This is a genomic window from Pseudarthrobacter sp. PvP090 (assembly GCF_040547365.1).
Classification (GTDB): domain Bacteria; phylum Actinomycetota; class Actinomycetes; order Actinomycetales; family Micrococcaceae; genus Arthrobacter.
This window is the reverse complement of the sequence record NZ_JBEPPO010000013.1, coordinates 118,038-135,420: the sequence shown is the minus strand read 5'-3', so window position 1 is coordinate 135,420 and position 17,383 is coordinate 118,038. Positions and strand designations below refer to the sequence as shown.

The following is a 17,383-nucleotide window of genomic DNA, read 5'->3' as shown; positions in this document are numbered from 1 at the left end:
GGCGTTCTAGGGCAGGATAGGTCTGTGAGCACAGGGAACACTGCAGCAGAAGCCGAAACACACACCCCCTCCGAGGCCGTGCGCGAAGAGTACGAGGTCCTCGTCGAGGAGGTCCGCAAGCACCGCTTTGCGTACTACCAGGAGGACGCGCCGATCATTTCGGACGCCGAGTTCGACGAGCTCTACCGGCGGCTGGAAACGATCGAGGCCATGCACCCGGAACTCGTGGCCAACGATTCCCCGACGCAGGAAGTGGGCGGCGAAGTGTCCGCCGCTTTTGCCGCCGTCGAACACCTGCAGCGGATGTACAGCCTGGAGGATGTCTTCTCCCTTGAGGAGCTGGAGGCGTGGATCGCCAAAGCGGAAGCGAACATCGCCAAACTCGGCAACGGGACCCCGGCCTGGCTCACCGAACTCAAAATCGACGGCCTCGCCGTCAACCTGCTGTACCGCGACGGTGCGCTGATCCGGGCCGCCACCCGGGGCGACGGAACCACGGGGGAGGACATCACCCACAACGTCCTCACCATCAAGGAAATCCCGCAGCAGCTCAGCGGCGAGGGCTTCCCGGCCGAGATGGAGGTCCGGGGCGAGGTCTTCATCCCGTCCAAGGCCTTCGCCGAATTCAACGAGGCCCTGATCGAGGCCGGCAAGGCGCCGCTGGCCAACCCCCGCAACGCCGCCGCCGGCTCGCTGCGGCAGAAGGACCCGGCGGAAACCGCCAAGCGGCCGCTCCGGATGTACGTGCACGGCATCGGCGCCCGCGAAGGACTCGACACGGCCAGCCAATCGGACACCTACCGTCGGCTCGCCGGGTGGGGGCTGCCCACCAGCCCCTACTTCGAGGTCCTGCCCGGGCTCAAGGACGTGCTCGAATTCATCACCCGCTACGGCGACAAACGCCACAGCCTCACCCACGAAATCGACGGCATTGTGGTCAAGGTCGACGACTTCGCCACCCAGCGCGCCCTCGGCTACACCTCCCGGGTCCCGCGCTGGGCCGTGGCCTACAAGTACCCGCCCGAGGAAGTCCACACCAAGCTGCTGGACATCGCCGTCAATGTCGGCCGCACCGGCCGCGTCACCCCGTACGGCGTCATGGAACCCGTCAAGGTGGCCGGTTCCACCGTGGAGATGGCCACCCTGCACAACCAGGAAGTTGTCAAGGCCAAGGGCGTCAAGATCGGCGACATCGTGGTGCTGCGCAAAGCCGGGGACGTCATCCCGGAGATCGTCGGGCCGGTCCTGGCCCTGCGCGAGCAGCAGGACCCGCCGGTCCGCGACTTTGTGATGCCCACCGAATGCCCCGCCTGCGGTACCCCACTGGCACCGGCCAAGGAGGGGGACGTGGACATCCGCTGCCCCAATTCCCGCTCCTGCCCGGCGCAGCTGCGCGAACGGGTGTTCCACCTCGCCGGCCGCGGCGCCTTCGACATTGAGGCCCTCGGCTGGGAAGCCGCCATCGCATTGACCCAGCCGGCCGAGCCGGAGGCCCCGCCGCTGACTACCGAAGCGAACCTGTTCCGGCTGACCCCCGCGGATCTCGCCGACGTCCGCATCCGGCGCGAAAAGCGCTCCAAGGGCGTGGCCACCGGCGAGTTCGAGCTGGTGCCGTACTTCTTCAGCAAGGGCACCGCCAAGACCCCGTCCAAGCCCACGGCCACCACCGAAAAGCTGTTCCGCGAACTGGAGAAGGCCAAGACCCAGCCGCTCTGGCGCGTCCTCGTGGCGCTGTCCATCCGGCACGTCGGCCCGCGGGCCTCCCGCGCCCTCGCAACCGCGTTCGGCAGCATGGACAACATCCGGAAGGCCTCCGAGGAGGAACTCGCGCACGTCGACGGCGTCGGGCCCGTGATCGCGGCGGCCCTGACCGAATGGTTCACCGAGGACTGGCACCGCGAAATCGTCGACACCTGGGCGGCCGACGGCGTCCGGATGGAGGACGACCGCGACGAATCCATGCCCCGGACCCTGGAAGGACTGACCATCGTAGTGACCGGCAGCCTGGAGGGCTTCAGCCGGGACGAGGCGAAGGAAGCCATCCTGATCCGCGGCGGCAAGGCATCCGGATCGGTCTCGAAGAAAACGGACTACGTCGTGGCCGGCGAGAACGCGGGCACCAAACTGGACAAGGCCGAACAGCTCGGCGTGCCGGTCCTGGACGAGGACGGCTTCCGCGCGCTGCTGGCCGACGGCCCGGGCAGCCCGGACGGCCCGGACGGCGCCGCCGCGGAGTCGGGGGACGCCGAAGAAGACCACCAGGAAGTCGTGACCGAATGAGCGCCCGCGCCCTCGGCGGGTCTGCCGACACCCTGCCGGCTGCGCTGCTGGAACTCGCGCTGGCCGCGGCGGCGGCCGGGGCAGCGGTCCTGGCCGGCCGGAACACCGCCCAGCTGGACGTCAGCAACAAGGGCGACTCAGGGGACTGGGTGACCGCCTTCGATCTCGCCGCGGAATCCGCGGTCCGTGCCGTCATCAGCGAGGCGCGGCCCGACGACACCATCACCGGCGAAGAAGGCGGCACCGTCCTTCCCTCGAGGGCCAGCGGCTACCGCTGGTCCATCGATCCGCTGGACGGGACCACCAACTTCATCCGCAACATCGTCTACTACGGCACCTCCGTGGCCGTGGCGGACCCCGACGGCGTCTGGCTGGCCGGCGTCGTCGACGCACCGGCCCTGGGCCGGAGGTACTACGCCCTGCGCGGGCAAGGGGCATGGCTTGAGGAGGGCGGCCGGCCGACGCAGCTGTACGGACCGGTCGCGGGGCGTACCGGGCAGATCCTGGCCACCGGCTTCAGCTACGACCCCGCCGTCCGGGCGGAACAGGCCTCCGGGCTGGGCAGCCTCATGGACGGCTTCGCCGACGTCCGCCGCCTCGGCTCGGCCGCCCTGGACCTCTGCCTCGTGGCGGACGGAACCCACGACGCCTACGGTGAACGGGGTCTCAACGAACACGATTTCGCCGCCGGTGCCCTGATCGCCGAAGAGGCGGGCTGCTGGGTGCGCCGTCCGCGGCTGACCAGCCCGCTGGACGGCGGGCCCTCCGACGACGAACGGCTCGCGGCCTGGACCTGCGCCGGGACGCTGGAGCTCTCCGGCAAGTTCCCGCTCTAGGTCCGCTGCCAGGCATGGCGGTTCTGTTGGTGGCGGCCCCGTTCTGAAGGCGGCAGCCCCGTTCTGATAGTTCAGTCACGGAAACGGCCGTTCCGGGACCGGACCGCCGCCCCCGCCCGTAGCATTGACAGGTGCATCCTCAGATCCTCATCCGCCCTGCAGTTCCGGCCGACTACGACGCCATCGCGCGCATCACCCGGGACGCCTATCTGGCCGCGGGCTACTTTGAGAGTGCCGACCACCCGTATATGCGGCAGATCCAGGACGTGGCCCGCCGCGCCGCGAAGGCCACCATCTGGGTGGCCGAACGCGGGGACCGCATCGTTGGTTCCGTGACCCTTGCCGTCGCCGGCGAACCCTACGCGGACATCGCCGAGGCCGACGAGCTGGAATTCCGGATGCTCGTGGTGGACCCGGCCGTGCAGCGCAGCGGGGCCGGCAAAGCCATGGTCCACGCAATCCTGGACCATGCCCGGTCGCTGCCCGGAATCCACGCCGTGGCGCTGACCACGGGACTGACCTGGGAAAGCGCCCACGGGCTCTACCAGAAGACCGGTTTCCAGCGGGCGCCCGAGCGTGACTGGGTGGTGCCGGACACCGACATCAAGCTGCTGGTCTACCGCCAGGAGCTGTAACCCGCCGGACTGCGACGCCCAGGGGCACCAGGCGCCGTCGGGTAGGGTTTGGGACAATCGAAACGCTCAGGCAAGGCAACCTGGAGGATCCATGGCACCGCACATCCCCGGCTCAATCGACGAGAAGCTCCTCGGTCTGTACCTTTCGGACCACCTGACCGGCGCCACCGCCGGCGTCTCCCGGATCCAGCGCATGGCCGAGGCCTTCGCCGACACCCCGGTGTCCGCCGAGCTGTCCCGGGTCAGCGCGGAAATCACCCGGGAACGCGACGTCCTCCGCGGCCTGATCCAGGATCTGGGCGTGCGGCAGCGCCCGCACCGCCAGGCCGCCGCCTGGCTGGCCGAGCACGCCGGCAGACTCAAGCTGAACGGGCGCATCGTGAGCCGGTCCCCGATGACCATGGTGCTGGAGGCCGAGCTCATGCGCGCCGCGATCCTCGGAAAACTCGGCGGCTGGCAGACCCTGGAAGAGCTGGCACCCGAGCTCGGACTCGACCCGGCCACCTTCGTGAAACTTGGAGACGACGCCCGGTCCCAGATCGAGGCCCTCAGCCGGGTCCACGAGCACGCCCGCAGGAACGCCTTCCGCAAGAACCGGGACATCAGCAGCTGACCGTCAAGACCCGCATTCTTCGCGGTGCAGTCTCCGTTCGGGGGCACTTTGGGCACAATGTCCGACGCCGGCGCTTTAGTTGACGGCGTGTCCGCGCCAATGTGCCCCCGGAGTGCCGAAAGCCTTGGCGGCGGGTGCAGCCCCGCAGGAGCCCAGCCCGCCCGACACATTTCCGCCGGTTTAACGGCAGCGCCGCCCGCCGCCCTAAAGTGGTGCCGACTCCACGGCACACTGCGAAAGGCACCTCCATGCGCAAGACATTCGGCACCGGTTCCGTCTGGGAACAGAAGGTCGGCTACTCCCGGGCGGTCCAGGTGGACAACACGCTCTACATCTCCGCCACCGCCGCCAGCGGCGAGGACGGCGTGGTCGGCGAGGACTTCTACACCCAGACCCGCTACATTCTCGACAAGCTCGGCACCGTCCTGGCCGAGGCCGGCTTCGACTACGCCGACGTGGTGCAGTCCAAGCTGTACCTGACGGACATCAGCCAGTGGGAGGAAGCCGGACGCGCCCATGGTGAAGTCTTCGGCGAGATCCGCCCCAGCCTGGCCCTGGTCCACGTCCTGCCGTTCCTGGACCCCAAGATGCTGGTCGAAATCGAACTCGTCGCGCAAAAAAGCACCACCTAACCACAACGCGGGGTCACCTACGGCCCATCCCGGGGTCCCGGATGGGCCGTAGGTGCCCCCGCGTTGCTCTTGGGGGAGGGGGTCAGGCGCCTGCTGCCGGCGGCAGTCCGTAGCGGTGCTCGGGCCGGCCGGTGGTGCCGTAGCGCAGCTGGATGTCAACGGCGCCGTCGTCGGCCAGCGCCGAGAGGTACCGCTGGGCGGTGGCCCGGGAGACGCCCACGCGGGTGGCCACCTCGGCCGCCGAGTACTGCTCGCCCGGCTCCAGCGATTCCAGCACGGCAGCCTCCGTGGCGGACCGGGGCCTGGCCGAGGGAATGACGTCCCCCGGGATCAGCGCGCGCTTGGCCCGTTCCACCGTGTCCTGCGTGACGTTCCCCGGCTGCGCCAGGATCCGCCGGTAGCGGGCATAGGAGCGCAGCTGCTGGGACAGCGATTCGGCCGTGAACGGTTTGAGCAGATATCCCAGCGCGCCGCGCCGGAACGCGAGCCGGAGCGAAGCCGTGTCCGAGGCGGCGCTCAGGATCATCGTGTCCACGTCCAGCTGGTGCAGCAGGTCCAGGCCCGAAGCGTCCGGCAGGTAAACGTCCAGCAGCACCAGGTCCGGGCGCAGGCTGTGGATGGCCTGCAGCGCCAGCGACGCCGACCCGGCCGGGGGCAGCGCCAGGAATCCCGCCACCGAGTCCACGTAGGCCGCATGCAGCTTGGCGACGTGGAAATCGTCATCCACAATCAGCACCCTGAAATCCTCAGACATCGTTGTCCCTTTCGTTGTCCCTTTCGTTGGCCTTCGTCTCGCTGGCCTTTGTCTCACCGGGCGGCGCCGTCGTTCCCGGCAGGGTCGCCATGAACACCGCGCCGGGACCGCCGGCGGAGCCCGCGTCCAGCACTTTCACGTCCCCTCCGCGGCGGCGCGCCAGCTGCCGGACCAGCGCGAGGCCCAGCCCCTGGCCGGCCCCCGCCCGGGCCGGGCGCTCCGACGTCGTGAATCCTTCGGCGAACACCGCTTCCGCACCGCCCCCGCCGCCGGCCTCGGCAGCGGGCAGCCCGTCGCCGGAATCCCCGACGACGATCAGCAGCGTCCCGCCGGCCGTCCCGGTGCCGGGCTCGTCGAGCACCTCCACTTCGACCCAGCGCTCCGGCGCGGAACCGGCGACGGCTGCGTTCACGGCGTTGTCGATCAGGTTGCCCAGGACCGTGGTGACCTCCTGCGGCTCGGTGACCTGGCCCCGGACCAGGGTTTCCGGGCCGAGCCGCAGCGTTACGCCGCGTTCGTCCGCTTCAACCCCCTTGGCGCCGAGGAAGGCCTGCAGGTACGGGTCCTGGAGCAGCTCGGCCTGGTCCACGGGGAACTTCAGCGGCCCGGTGGCGGCCAGCCGGGCCAGGTAGTCGCGGGCCTGCTGGTGCTGGCCGATGCTCATGAAGCCGGCGATCGTGTGGAGCTGGTTGGCGAACTCGTGCCGCTGGGCCCGCAGCGCGGTGGACATGGTGCCGACGGCGTCGAGCTGGCGGGTCAGCTGCTGGAGTTCGGTCCGGTCCCGCAGCATCACCACCCAGCCCAGGTCCTCGCGGCCGTGCAGCGCCTTCCGGGCGCTCGCCACCAGCACGCGCCCATCGGCGACGAGTTCCACCGCGTCGCCTTCCGCGGCGTCGGCCCGGGTCAGGGCGGGCAGCTGGGCGGGCACTGGCGCTTCGGCCCACGGCGTGCCGGTGAGGTCGGGCTGGCCCAGCAGGCGCTGGGCCGCGGAGTTGAACACACTGATCCGGCCGTCGGCGGCGACGCCGATCACGCCGTCGTCGACGCCCTGCAGGACCGCGACCTGGTCGTGGACCAGGGTGCTGATTTCCTCCGGCTCCAGGCCCAGGGTCAGCCGCTGGAGCCGGCTCCGCAGCAGGAAGGAGGCCAGGACCCCGACCAGCAGGGCGCCGGCCGCGATCAGGGCGATCGGGACGATGTCCCGGGAGAGACTCTGGCTGATGGATTCCGTGGAATATCCCACACTGACCTCACCCACGACGGCGTCCGAGCCCGGGGCGAACACCGGAACCTTGGCCCCGGCCGAGGGGCCCAGGGTGCCGGTGTTCCGGGTGGTGACCTCCCTGCCGGCCAGGGCCTCGGTCGGATCCGTGCTGACCCGTTCACCGAGCCGCTCCGGATCGGGGTGCGCGAGACGCAGGCCGGTCTCGTCGGTGATCACCACGAACAGGGCGCCGGTGCGGGTGCGGGCACCCTCGGCGGCGGCCATCAGCGGCCCGGCGAGCAGTTCGGCGGCCGGGGGAGTACCGGGCTGGGCGCTGATCTGCTGCACCTCGGCGCGGACCTCGGGGTCCGAGGCCACGGTCCGGGCCAGCGTCAGGGCCTGGTTCTCCGCCTCGCGCCCCAGCCGGTCATAGGTGAGCCAGCCGTGGACGGCGCTCGTCAGCAGCACCACCAGGGCCACGACCCCGAGCTGCAGCAGCAGGGTCTGGGTGGAAAAGCGCAGGGGAGTCCGGCCGGTTAAACGGGGCACGGCGGTCCTCCTTCGGGTGTGAGCACAATGCGCAAAATGCGTCCAATAAGCAGTATGCCAATCAAATGAGGCAAAGACCCAGCCGTGACGCGCGCCACTCTAACGTCTGTAGTACGCATCACACCGGGGTGGTGCGATTCAATGAAGAAGGAGCCGGCCGTGCTGGTATTACTAGGATTCGCCATGATCGCGGTATTCATGGTGCTGATCATGACGAAGAAACTGACGCCCGTGCTGGCGCTCATCATCGTCCCCACCGTCTTCGGACTCTTCGCCGGCGCAGGCCTCGGCATCGGCCCGATGGTCATGGACTCGATGAAGTCGATGACGTCCACGGCGGCCCTGCTGATGTTCGCCATCATCTACTTCGGCCTGATGATCGACGTCGGGCTCTTCGACCCGCTGGTCCGGTTCATCCTGCGCAAGCTCGGCAACGACCCCGCAAAGGTAGTCCTCGGCACGGCCATCCTCGCCGCCGCGGTATCGCTTGACGGCGACGGCTCCACCACCTTCATCCTCACCACCGCGGCCATGCTGCCGGTCTATCTGCGCCTCAAGATGAGCCCCGTGGTCCTGACCTGTGTGGCGGGCCTCGCCAACGGCACCATGAACATCCTGCCCTGGGGCGGCCCCACTGCCCGTGCCGCAACCGCGCTGAAGCTCGACGTCAACGATGTCTTCGTTCCGATGATCCCCTCGCTGATCGCCGGCCTCGTGGTCGTGTTCGTCTTCGCCTGGCTCCTGGGCCTGCAGGAGCGCAACCGGCTCCGCGCCGTCGCCCCGGAGATCTGGGATTCCGCTGGAACTTTCGACGGCGGCACCGCCACCGGCGGCAGCGGCACCGGCCGCTTCGGATTCGGCGGCAAGGGCTCCGCCCCTGCCGGGGGAGTTCCCGCCGCCGGCGGATCCTCCGTTGCCATCCTGGAACGCACCGAGGACCTCGTCGACGAACGCGATACGGCCATGGCCGACACCGCGCTGGACCCCAACCGCTCCACCCTGCGGCCCAGGCTGTTCTGGTTCAACCTCGGCCTGACGGTGGCAGTCATGGTGACGCTCGTTGCCAACGTAGTTCCGCTCCCGTACGTCTTTATGGTGGGTTCCGCCATCGCCCTGCTGGTCAACTTCCCGAAGGTCAAGGAACAGAGCGCCCAGCTGATCGCCCATGCACCTTCGATCGTCGCCGTCGTCAGCATGGTCATGGCCGCCGCCGTCCTGACCGGCGTCCTGAACGGCACCGGCATGGTCAAGGCCATGTCCGAATGGCTCGTGGCGATCATCCCCTCCGACATGGGCCCGTTCATGGCCGTCATCACCGGCGTCCTGAGCATCCCGATGACGTTCTTCATGAGCAACGACGCCTTCTACTTCGGCGTCCTGCCGGTCCTCAGCGAGACCGCGGCACACTACGGCGTCAGCGCCGCGGACATGGCCCGGGCCTCGATCACCGGCCAGCCGTTCCACCTGCAGAGCCCGCTGGTCCCCGCCATCCTGCTCCTCGTGTCCCTCGCAAAGGTGGACCTGGGCGACCACCACAAGAAGGTCCTCTGGCGCACCGCCGTCATCTCCCTGGTCATGCTCGCCGTCGGAGTCCTGACCGGAGCCATCGGCATCGGCTGACAAGCCAACGAGCACCACAAGAACCAACAACGAGACTGTCGAGTCCGGAAATTTTCCGGACTCGACAGTCTCGTCGTGTGAAGTAGTTCGGCGAGAGGCGAGAAGGCCACATCGGTGACGGGACGGACATCCTGCCGGCTGCGTCTAAGCGAGGGACGAGCGAGCAGCCAAAGGATCGTCCGGCCTGGCGCCGGAAGGTGACCACAGCCGGCGATTAGCCGGGAAGTAACAGCAGGCGAACCCACGTAGACTGGGACGGAAAATAATCCTTTACTTGCAGGGGAGATCCATGGCTGCGATCAACCGCGACGACGTCGCGCATCTCGCGCGTCTCGCGCACATCGAGATGAGTGCTGAAGAGCTCGACAGGATGGCCGGCGAACTCGCCGTCATCGTCGATTCAGTGAAATCCGTCAGTGAAGCCGCCGGTGACGACGTCCCGGCCACGTCCCACCCGATCCCGCTGACGAACGTGTTCCGCGAGGACGTCGTGGGCCACACTTTCACCGCCGAGCAGGCACTCTCCGGCGCCCCCGATGCGTTCGAAGGCCGCTTCAAGGTCCCGGCAATCCTGGATGAGGGCTAAGAACATGACTGAGAACAACGAACTGATCCGCTCCTCCGCCGCGGCGCTCGCCGGCAAGCTGGCCGCCCGCGAAGTCTCCGCCGTCGAGGTCACCCAGGCGCACCTGGACCGCATCGCCGCCGTCGACGGCAAGGTCCACGCCTTCCTGCACGTCAACACGGACGAGGCGCTCGCCGTCGCGGCCGAGGTCGACGCGATCCGCGCCGCCGGCGGTGCCGCGGCCGGGGAGCTGCACGCCCTCGCCGGTGTGCCGATCGCCGTCAAGGACCTGATCGTCACCGTCGGCCAGCCCACCACGGCCGGCTCGAAGATCCTCGAAGGCTGGCACAGCCCCTACGACGCCACCGTGGTCAAGCGCCTCCGCGCCGCGAAGATGCCCATCCTGGGCAAGACCAACCTGGACGAATTCGCGATGGGCTCCTCCACCGAGCACTCCGCCTTCGGCCCCACCCACAACCCCTGGGACCTGGACCGCATCCCCGGCGGCTCCGGCGGCGGTTCCGCTGCCGCCGTCGCGGCCTTCGAGGCCCCGCTGGCCCTCGGCACCGACACCGGCGGCTCGATCCGCCAGCCCGGCGCCGTCACCGGCACCGTCGGTGTGAAGCCCACATACGGCGGCGTGTCCCGCTACGGCGCGATCGCCATGGCCTCCTCGCTGGATCAGATCGGTCCCGTCTCGCGCACCGTGCTGGACTCCGCCCTGCTGCACCAGGTCATCGGCGGGCACGATCCCCACGACTCGACCTCGCTGCCGGACCCGCTCGAGGACCTCGTCGCCGCCGCGTCGATCGGCAACGTGCACGGCATGAAGATCGGCATCATCAAGGAACTCCACGGCGAGGGCTACCAGGCCGGCGTCGAGAAGCGCTTCAACGAATCCCTCGAGCTGCTCAAGAGCGCCGGCGCCGAAATCGTGGAGGTGTCCTGCCCCAACTTCAAGTACGCACTGGGCGCCTACTACCTGATCATGCCCTCGGAGGCCTCCTCCAACCTGGCCAAGTTCGACGGCGTCCGGTTCGGACTGCGCGTCCTGCCCGAAGACGGCCCGATGACGATTGAACGCGTCATGGGTGCCACCCGCGCCGCCGGCTTCGGCGACGAGGTCAAGCGCCGCATCATCCTGGGCACCTATGCCCTGAGCGCCGGCTACTACGACGCCTACTACGGCTCGGCCCAGAAGGTGCGCACCCTGATCCAGCGCGACTTCGACGCCGCGTTCGCCAAGGCCGACGTGCTGATTTCCCCGACGGCGCCGACCACGGCGTTCAAGCTCGGCGAGAAGCTCAACGACCCGCTGGCGATGTACCTCAACGACGTCGCCACCATCCCCGCCAACATGGCCGGCGTCCCGGGGCTCTCCCTGCCCGGCGGCCTGGCCGACGAGGATGGACTGCCGGTCGGCGTCCAGCTGCTGGCCCCGGCCCGCCAGGACGCGCGGCTGTACCGCGTCGGCGCGGTGCTGGAATCCCTGCTCGAGGCGCAGTGGGGCGGCCCGCTGCTGGACCGTGCCCCCTCACTTACCGCTCCTTCCGCGGCTGACCCTTCACTTAACGATTCTTCTTCGGCTGGCGCCGCCCTGAGCCACGGAGGTTCCCACTAATGACTGACGCAACCCTCAGCTTCGAAGAGGCGATGGAGAAGTACGATCCCGTCCTGGGCTTCGAGGTCCACGTGGAGCTCAACACCAAGACGAAGATGTTCTCCTCCGCCCCGAACGTGTTCGGCGACGAGCCCAACACCAACGTCAACGAGGTGGATCTGGGCATGCCCGGCGTGCTGCCGGTGGTGAACAGGACCGCGATCGAGTCCTCGATCAAGATCGGCCTGGCGCTGAACTGCAAGATCGCCGAGACCTGCCGCTTCGCCCGGAAGAACTACTTCTACCCGGACACCCCGAAGAACTTCCAGACCTCCCAGTACGACGAGCCCATCGCGTACGACGGCTACCTGGACATCGAGCTCTCCGACGGCACCGTGTTCCGCGTTGAAATCGAGCGCGCGCACATGGAGGAGGACGCCGGCAAGCTGACCCACATGGGCGGCGCCACCGGCCGCATCCAGGGCGCGGACTACTCCCTCGTGGACTACAACCGCTCCGGCGTGCCGCTCGTCGAGATCGTCACCAAGCCGATCGAGGGCGCCGGCAGCCGCGCGCCCGAGCTCGCCAAGGCGTACGTCGCCGCGGTCCGCGAGATCGTCAAGAACCTCGGCGTCTCCGACGCCAAGATGGAACGTGGCAACGTCCGCTGCGACGCCAACGTCTCGCTCCGTCCGCACGGCCGCGAACGCTTCGGCATCCGCTCCGAGACGAAGAATGTGAACTCGCTGCGCGCCGTCGAGCACGCCGTGCACTACGAGATCCGGCGGCACGCCGCCGTGCTGGACTCCGGCGAGCCGGTCATCCAGGAGACCCGCCACTGGCACGAGGACACCCGCTCCACCACCTCGGGCCGACCCAAGTCCGACGCCGACGACTACCGCTACTTCCCGGAACCGGACCTGGTGCCGATCGTCGCCTCCCGCGAGTGGGTCGAGGAACTCCGCGCCACGCTGCCCGAGCCGCCGGCCGCCCGCCGCAAGCGCCTGCAGGCCGACTGGGGCTACTCCGACCTGGAGTTCCGCGACGTCGTCAACGCCGGCGTCATGGATGAGATCGAGGAAACCATCGCCGCCGGCGCCACCGCCACGGTGGCCCGCAAGTGGTGGATGGGCGAAATCGTCGGACGCGCCAAGATCGCCGACGTCGATCCGGGCCAGCTCGGCGTCGAACCGGCCACCATCGTGGAACTGAACAAGATGGTCGAAGACGGCAAGATCAACAACAAGATGGCCACCGAGGTCCTCGACGGCGTCCTCGCCGGCGAAGGCACCCCGGCGGACATCGTGGCGAAGCGCGGCCTCGCCGTCGTCTCCGACGACGGCCCCCTGCTTGAAGCCATCGACGCGGCCCTGGCCGCGCAGCCCGGTGTCGCGGACAAGATCCGCGGCGGCAAGCTGCAGGCGATCGGCGCGATCGTCGGCGCCGTCATGAAGGCCACCCGCGGCCAGGCCGACGCCGGCCGCGTCAAGGAGCTGATCCTGGAGCGCCTCGGCGTCGAAGGCTAGGGTCTAGCCAACCACCAAGTCGGTCATGATGGTCTGCAGTGCTTCGCAGACCATCATGACCGATGTGCGTTTAAGGTTCTCCGGACGGGCCAGGACATCGATCCGGCGCCGGGTGCTGATGCCCTCGAGCGGCCGCAGCACAATGCCCGGGTTCAGCACCGGCCGCGCCGTGTACCGCGGGAGCAGCCCGATCACGCTCCCGGTCGCGACCAGCGCCGCCACCGTCGAGTAGTCGTTGATCCGGTGGACGATGTTCAGTTCCCGGCTGGAGACGGCCGCGACGGCGGAGAGCACGTCCGCGGGGGAGTAGCCGGTGCGGCTGGTCACCCAGGGTTCCCCGACGACGTCGTCCGCCGTCACCGCCCGCTGCCCGGCCAGCCGGTGCCCGGCCGGCAGAGCGACATCCAGCGGCTCGTGGGCGAGCGGTATCACCGCCACCCGCTCCGCGGGCCAGCGCGGGCTGTGGTCCATACGGTGTGCGAGCACCAGGTCATACCGGGCGGTCAGTGCGGGGAAGTCCTGCTGGGCCACGTCCTCGTCCGAGAGCAGGATCCGCGGCTGCCCCGGCCCGGCCAGCAGCCGGGCGAGCGGGGCGAACAAAGCCTGCCCCGCGCTGTGGAAGCCGCTGAGCGTTACCGGCGCCACCGGCGAACCGTGGTACGCGCCGATTGCGGTCCTCGCGTCCGCCATGGCGCTGACGACGGCGGCCCCGGCGTCCGCGAGGACCTGCCCGGCCTCGGTCAGGACCAGGTTCCGGCCCTCCTTGCGCGTCAGCGGCACTTCCACGGATTTCTGCAGGGCGGCCAGCTGCTGCGATACCGCCGAGGGCGTGACGAGCAGGGTTTCGGCGACGGCCTTCACGCTGCCGAGGGCCCCGAGTTCGCGGAGCATCTCCAGCTGGTGGATTTCCATGCCCCCCAGTCTATGCGCAAGCAAGAGCTAAATCGTCGATTGAGAAAAATCCGGTTGTGCTAACGCTTTGCAGAGGCTCTAATGGGGTGAGTTGACCCACACACGCTGCCCCGGCAGCGGATCCAGACGTGCTTGACGAAGGCACAGTTAGGAAGGCCCATGAAGGCTCTCTACAAGGCCGGCGCCCGCGCAGGATTCGAACTCGTGGACCGGCCCGAACCGGAAACCGGGCCCGGCGACGTCAAGATCCGCGTCATGACGACTGGCATCTGCGGCACCGACCTGCACATCCAGTCCTGGGACGCCTGGGCGCAGGGCATCATCAACGCCCCACTGATCGCCGGGCACGAGTTCTACGGCGAGGTCGTCGAGACCGGCGGGGACGTCCTGGACGTCAAGGTCGGCGACCGTGTCTCCGGCGAGGGCCACATCGTCTGCGGCATCTGCCGCAACTGCCGCGCCGGCCGCAAGCAGATGTGCATCAACACCGTCAGCGTCGGCGTCCAGCGCGACGGCGCCTTCGCCGAATACGTCGTGATCCCCGAAACCAACGTCTGGGTGCACCAGGACCCCTCCGTGACCCCGGAACTCGGCGCCATCTTCGACCCCTTCGGCAACGCCGTACATACCGCGCTCAGCTTCCCCCTCGTCGGCGAGGACGTGCTGATCACCGGCGCCGGGCCCATCGGGCTGATGGCGATCGCCGTCGCCCGCCACGCCGGCGCCCGGAAGATCGCCATCACCGACGTCTCCGCCCCGCGGCTGGAACTGGCCCGGGCGCTCGGCGTCGACCTCGCGATCGACGTCTCGAAGATGCGCGTCAAGGACGCCCAGCGCGAACTGGGCATGCGCGAGGGATTCGACATCGGGATGGAAATGTCGGGACACCCCACGGCGCTGCCTGAGATGATCGACAATATGAACCACGGCGGCCGGATCGCGATGCTGGGACTGCCCAGCCAGTCGATCGACATCGACTGGGGCAAAGTGGTCACGCATATGCTGACCATGAAGGGCATCTACGGCCGCGAAATGTTCGAGACCTGGTACGCGATGAGCGCCATGCTGTCCTCCAACCCGGTCCTGCACGCCAACATCTCCGCCGTCGTGACGGACACCCTTCCCGCCACCGACTGGGAAAAGGGCTTCGAGATCGCCCGCGCCGGCGTGGGCGGCAAAGTGGTCCTCGACTGGACCTGCTTCTAACCGCCCCGATTCGGCCCACCGACCCCACCAGCTGAGGAGCACCACCCATGTATTCAGCCATCAAGGACCAGTTGCAGCACGAGCTGGACGAGATCCGCAGCGCCGGCCTGTTCAAGACCGAGCGGCACATCGACTCGCCGCAGGCCAACCACATCAAAGCCGGGCAGATCGGCGAGTCCAGCGCGGACGTGCTGAACTTCTGCGCCAACAACTACCTGGGCCTCGCGGACCACCCGGAGATCATCGCCGCCGCCAAGGCCGCAATGGACGACCGCGGCTTCGGCATGGCCAGCGTGCGGTTCATCTGCGGCACCCAGGACCTGCACCTGGCCCTCGAGGAACGCGTCTCCAGGTTCCTCGGCACCGAGGACACCATCCTGTTCTCCAGCTGCTTCGACGCCAACGGCGGCGTGTTCGAATCGCTCTTCGGCCCGGAAGACGCCGTCATCTCCGATGCGCTGAACCACGCCTCGATCATCGACGGCATCCGGCTCTGCAAGGCCCAGCGCTTCCGCTACGCCAACCAGGACATGGCGGACCTCGAATCCAAGCTGATCGAGGCCACAACGCAGGAAAACCCGGCCCGCCGGAAGATCATCGTCACGGACGGCGTCTTCTCGATGGACGGCTTCCTCGCCCCGCTCGAAGCGATCTGCGACCTCGCGGAAAAATACGACGCCATGGTCATGGTGGATGACTCCCACGCCGTGGGCTTTATGGGCGCCAGCGGTGCCGGCACCCCGGAACACGCCGGCGTCTCGGACCGGGTGGACATCTACACCGGCACCTTCGGCAAGGCCCTGGGCGGCGCCTCCGGCGGCTACGTCTCCGGCCGCCGCGAAGTCGTCGCGATGCTCCGCCAGAAGGCCCGCCCGTACCTGTTCTCCAACTCGCTGGCCCCGGCCATCGTCGCGGCGACCCTCCAGGCCCTGGACCTCGTGGAGAACTCCGGCGAACTGCGCAGCAAGCTCTTCGCCAACGCCGCGCTGTTCCGGAACCGGATGTCCGAGGAGGGCTTCGAGCTGCTCCCGGGCGAGCACGCCATCGTCCCGGTCATGTTCGGCGACGCCGTGATGGCCGCCAGGGTGGCGGACGCCATGCTGCACAACGGCGTCTTTGTCACGGCGTTCAGCTACCCGGTCGTCCCCAAGGGCGCGGCCCGGATCCGCGTCCAGCTCTCCGCCGCGCACAGCGCCGAAGACGTGGAGGCCTGCGTGCAGGCCTTCGTGCGCAGCCGCGCCGCCGTCGCCGGCTAACCGGGCTTCACGGCAAGGCGGAACCGGGTTGCGGTGCCACAAACGGGCGCCGCAACCGTTCCGTCTGCAAGGATGGACCCATGTCAGCTAATTACGATGTCGTGATTGTCGGCGGCGGTATCGCCGGCCTGTCCCTTGCCTCAGCCCTTGCCGGAAAGTGCAGCGTCGCGCTCGTGGAAGCCGAGCAGACCCTGGCGTACCACACCTCGGCCCGCTCGGCCCGGCAACTGATCCCCAGCTACGGCCCTCCTGCGGTGCAGGAGCTCACCCTCCGCACCCTCGAACTGATTGCCGCCCAGGACGCCGACCGGCCGGAACCGGTGCTCTCACCGCGCAGCTTCATGCTGATCGGCGACGACGCCACCGTGCGGGAGCAGGCGAGCGGCCACATGCGGCCGATCACCCACGCCGAGGCCCTGGAACTCTGCCCGGCCCTGGTCCCGGACTCCTTCTCCGCTGCCGGCCTGGATACCGGCGCCTTCGCCTGCAACGCGCCCCTGCTGCTTGAGGACCACCGCCGGCACGCCGAGGCCAACGGCGTGGACATCATCACCGGAGCCCGCGTCCACTCGGCCCAGCGCCTGGGTTCCGGCTGGGAACTCGGTGCCGGGCAGGAGGGCTTCCAGGCCGCCGTTGTGGTCAATGCCGCCGGCGCCTGGGCGGACGAGCTCGCCGTGCTCAGCGGCGTCGAGAAGGTCCAGCTGCAGCCGTACCGGCGCACCGCGGCCATTGTCGACGTCGAGCATCCCCTCCCGGAAAACAGCCCCATGGTGGCCGCCGCCGACCACTCCTTCTACTTCCGCCGCGACGGCGGACAGGTCCTGATCTCGCCGTCGGAGCACGAACCGAGCGGGCCCGAGGATGCGCAGCCGCACCCGGGCGATATCGACCGACTCATCGCCCGGCTCAACACCATCACCACCCTGGGCATCCGCGGCGTCCAGCAGACCTGGACCGGGCTGCGGACGGAAGCGGCCGACGGCGTGCCGGTCGTGGGGTTCGACGCCGAGGCCCCCGGGTTCTTCTGGCTCGCCGGCCAGGGCGGCTACGGCTTCCAGACCTCCTCCGGCATCGCCGAACTCGCCGCCGGGCTGATCCTCGCCGGCCAGGGAGACGCCACGTCCGCGTCCGCGGGTCCGGCATCCCGGACAGTGGAGGCGCTGGCGGCGACGCGCTGGTCCATCCGGCGCTGAAC

General features: G+C 68.9%; 15 protein-coding genes. 12 read left to right on the top strand and 3 right to left on the bottom strand.

All coding sequences use genetic code 11. The annotated features are described in order from the left end of the window. Positions 1 to 24: 24 nt before the first annotated feature. The 5 genes from ligA (at position 25) to ABIC21_RS15880 (ending at position 4,996) form a co-directional block, all read left to right on the top strand. Positions 25 to 2,280, top strand: coding sequence for an NAD-dependent DNA ligase LigA (ligA, locus tag ABIC21_RS15900; protein WP_354351343.1), 2,256 nt, complete (start codon positions 25 to 27; stop codon positions 2,278 to 2,280). After that, complete coding sequence (locus tag ABIC21_RS15895; RefSeq protein WP_354351342.1) at positions 2,277 to 3,116, top strand: inositol monophosphatase family protein; 840 nt, start codon at positions 2,277 to 2,279, stop codon at positions 3,114 to 3,116. The genes ligA and ABIC21_RS15895 overlap by 4 nt, the downstream gene beginning before the upstream one ends. 131 nt (positions 3,117 to 3,247) lie before the next feature. Next, the gene (locus tag ABIC21_RS15890; RefSeq protein WP_354351341.1) at positions 3,248 to 3,751 is read left to right on the top strand and encodes a GNAT family N-acetyltransferase; all 504 of its coding nucleotides are present in this window, start codon (positions 3,248 to 3,250) and stop codon (positions 3,749 to 3,751) included. Positions 3,752 to 3,842: 91 nt separating this feature from the next. Continuing rightward, a complete protein-coding gene (locus tag ABIC21_RS15885; protein ID WP_354351340.1) occupies positions 3,843 to 4,364 on the top strand; it encodes a hypothetical protein in 522 nt (173 codons plus the stop codon). Between the two features lie 248 nt (positions 4,365 to 4,612). Next, positions 4,613 to 4,996 carry a RidA family protein gene (locus tag ABIC21_RS15880; RefSeq protein ID WP_354351339.1) on the top strand — a complete coding sequence of 128 codons (384 nt, stop codon included), beginning with the start codon at positions 4,613 to 4,615 and terminating at the stop codon, positions 4,994 to 4,996. Between the two features lie 82 nt (positions 4,997 to 5,078). On the opposite strand, the gene ABIC21_RS15875 is transcribed toward ABIC21_RS15880, so the two are convergent. After that, complete coding sequence (locus ABIC21_RS15875) at positions 5,079 to 5,750, bottom strand: response regulator (protein WP_354351338.1); 672 nt, start codon at positions 5,748 to 5,750, stop codon at positions 5,079 to 5,081. Then, complete coding sequence (locus ABIC21_RS15870; RefSeq protein WP_354351337.1) at positions 5,743 to 7,503, bottom strand: sensor histidine kinase; 1,761 nt, start codon at positions 7,501 to 7,503, stop codon at positions 5,743 to 5,745. Before ABIC21_RS15870 ends, ABIC21_RS15875 begins: the two co-directional genes overlap by 8 nt. A gap of 141 nt (positions 7,504 to 7,644) precedes the next feature. Between ABIC21_RS15870 and ABIC21_RS15865 the strand changes: the two genes are divergently transcribed. From ABIC21_RS15865 to gatB, 4 genes are all read left to right on the top strand, one after another. Continuing rightward, entirely contained in the window at positions 7,645 to 9,123 is a 1,479-nt protein-coding gene (locus ABIC21_RS15865; RefSeq protein ID WP_354351336.1) for a CitMHS family transporter, read from the top strand. 289 nt (positions 9,124 to 9,412) lie between these two features. Further along, on the top strand, positions 9,413 to 9,709 hold the full coding sequence (gatC, locus tag ABIC21_RS15860; RefSeq protein ID WP_354351335.1) for an Asp-tRNA(Asn)/Glu-tRNA(Gln) amidotransferase subunit GatC: 297 nt from the start codon (positions 9,413 to 9,415) through the stop codon (positions 9,707 to 9,709). Positions 9,710 to 9,713: 4 nt separating this feature from the next. Next, positions 9,714 to 11,309 carry an Asp-tRNA(Asn)/Glu-tRNA(Gln) amidotransferase subunit GatA gene (gene gatA, locus ABIC21_RS15855; RefSeq protein ID WP_354351334.1) on the top strand — a complete coding sequence of 532 codons (1,596 nt, stop codon included), beginning with the start codon at positions 9,714 to 9,716 and terminating at the stop codon, positions 11,307 to 11,309. Then, positions 11,309 to 12,814, top strand: a complete 1,506-nt coding sequence (gatB, locus tag ABIC21_RS15850; RefSeq protein ID WP_354351333.1) for an Asp-tRNA(Asn)/Glu-tRNA(Gln) amidotransferase subunit GatB — start codon at positions 11,309 to 11,311, stop codon at positions 12,812 to 12,814. Before gatA ends, gatB begins: the two co-directional genes overlap by 1 nt. A 3-nt stretch (positions 12,815 to 12,817) precedes the next feature. Here the strand turns inward: gatB and ABIC21_RS15845 are convergent, their stop codons facing one another. Beyond that, a complete protein-coding gene (locus ABIC21_RS15845) occupies positions 12,818 to 13,726 on the bottom strand; it encodes a LysR family transcriptional regulator (RefSeq protein WP_354351332.1) in 909 nt (302 codons plus the stop codon). 159 nt (positions 13,727 to 13,885) lie between these two features. Here ABIC21_RS15845 and tdh point away from each other — a divergent pair, with 159 nt between their 5' ends. From tdh to ABIC21_RS15830, 3 genes are all read left to right on the top strand, one after another. Then, a complete protein-coding gene (tdh, locus tag ABIC21_RS15840) occupies positions 13,886 to 14,932 on the top strand; it encodes an L-threonine 3-dehydrogenase (RefSeq protein ID WP_354351331.1) in 1,047 nt (348 codons plus the stop codon). A gap of 47 nt (positions 14,933 to 14,979) precedes the next feature. Further along, entirely contained in the window at positions 14,980 to 16,188 is a 1,209-nt protein-coding gene (locus ABIC21_RS15835; RefSeq protein ID WP_354351330.1) for a glycine C-acetyltransferase, read from the top strand. Positions 16,189 to 16,268: 80 nt separating this feature from the next. Next, on the top strand, positions 16,269 to 17,381 hold the full coding sequence (locus ABIC21_RS15830) for an NAD(P)/FAD-dependent oxidoreductase (RefSeq protein WP_354351329.1): 1,113 nt from the start codon (positions 16,269 to 16,271) through the stop codon (positions 17,379 to 17,381). The last annotated feature ends 2 nt before the right edge of the window (positions 17,382 to 17,383 follow it).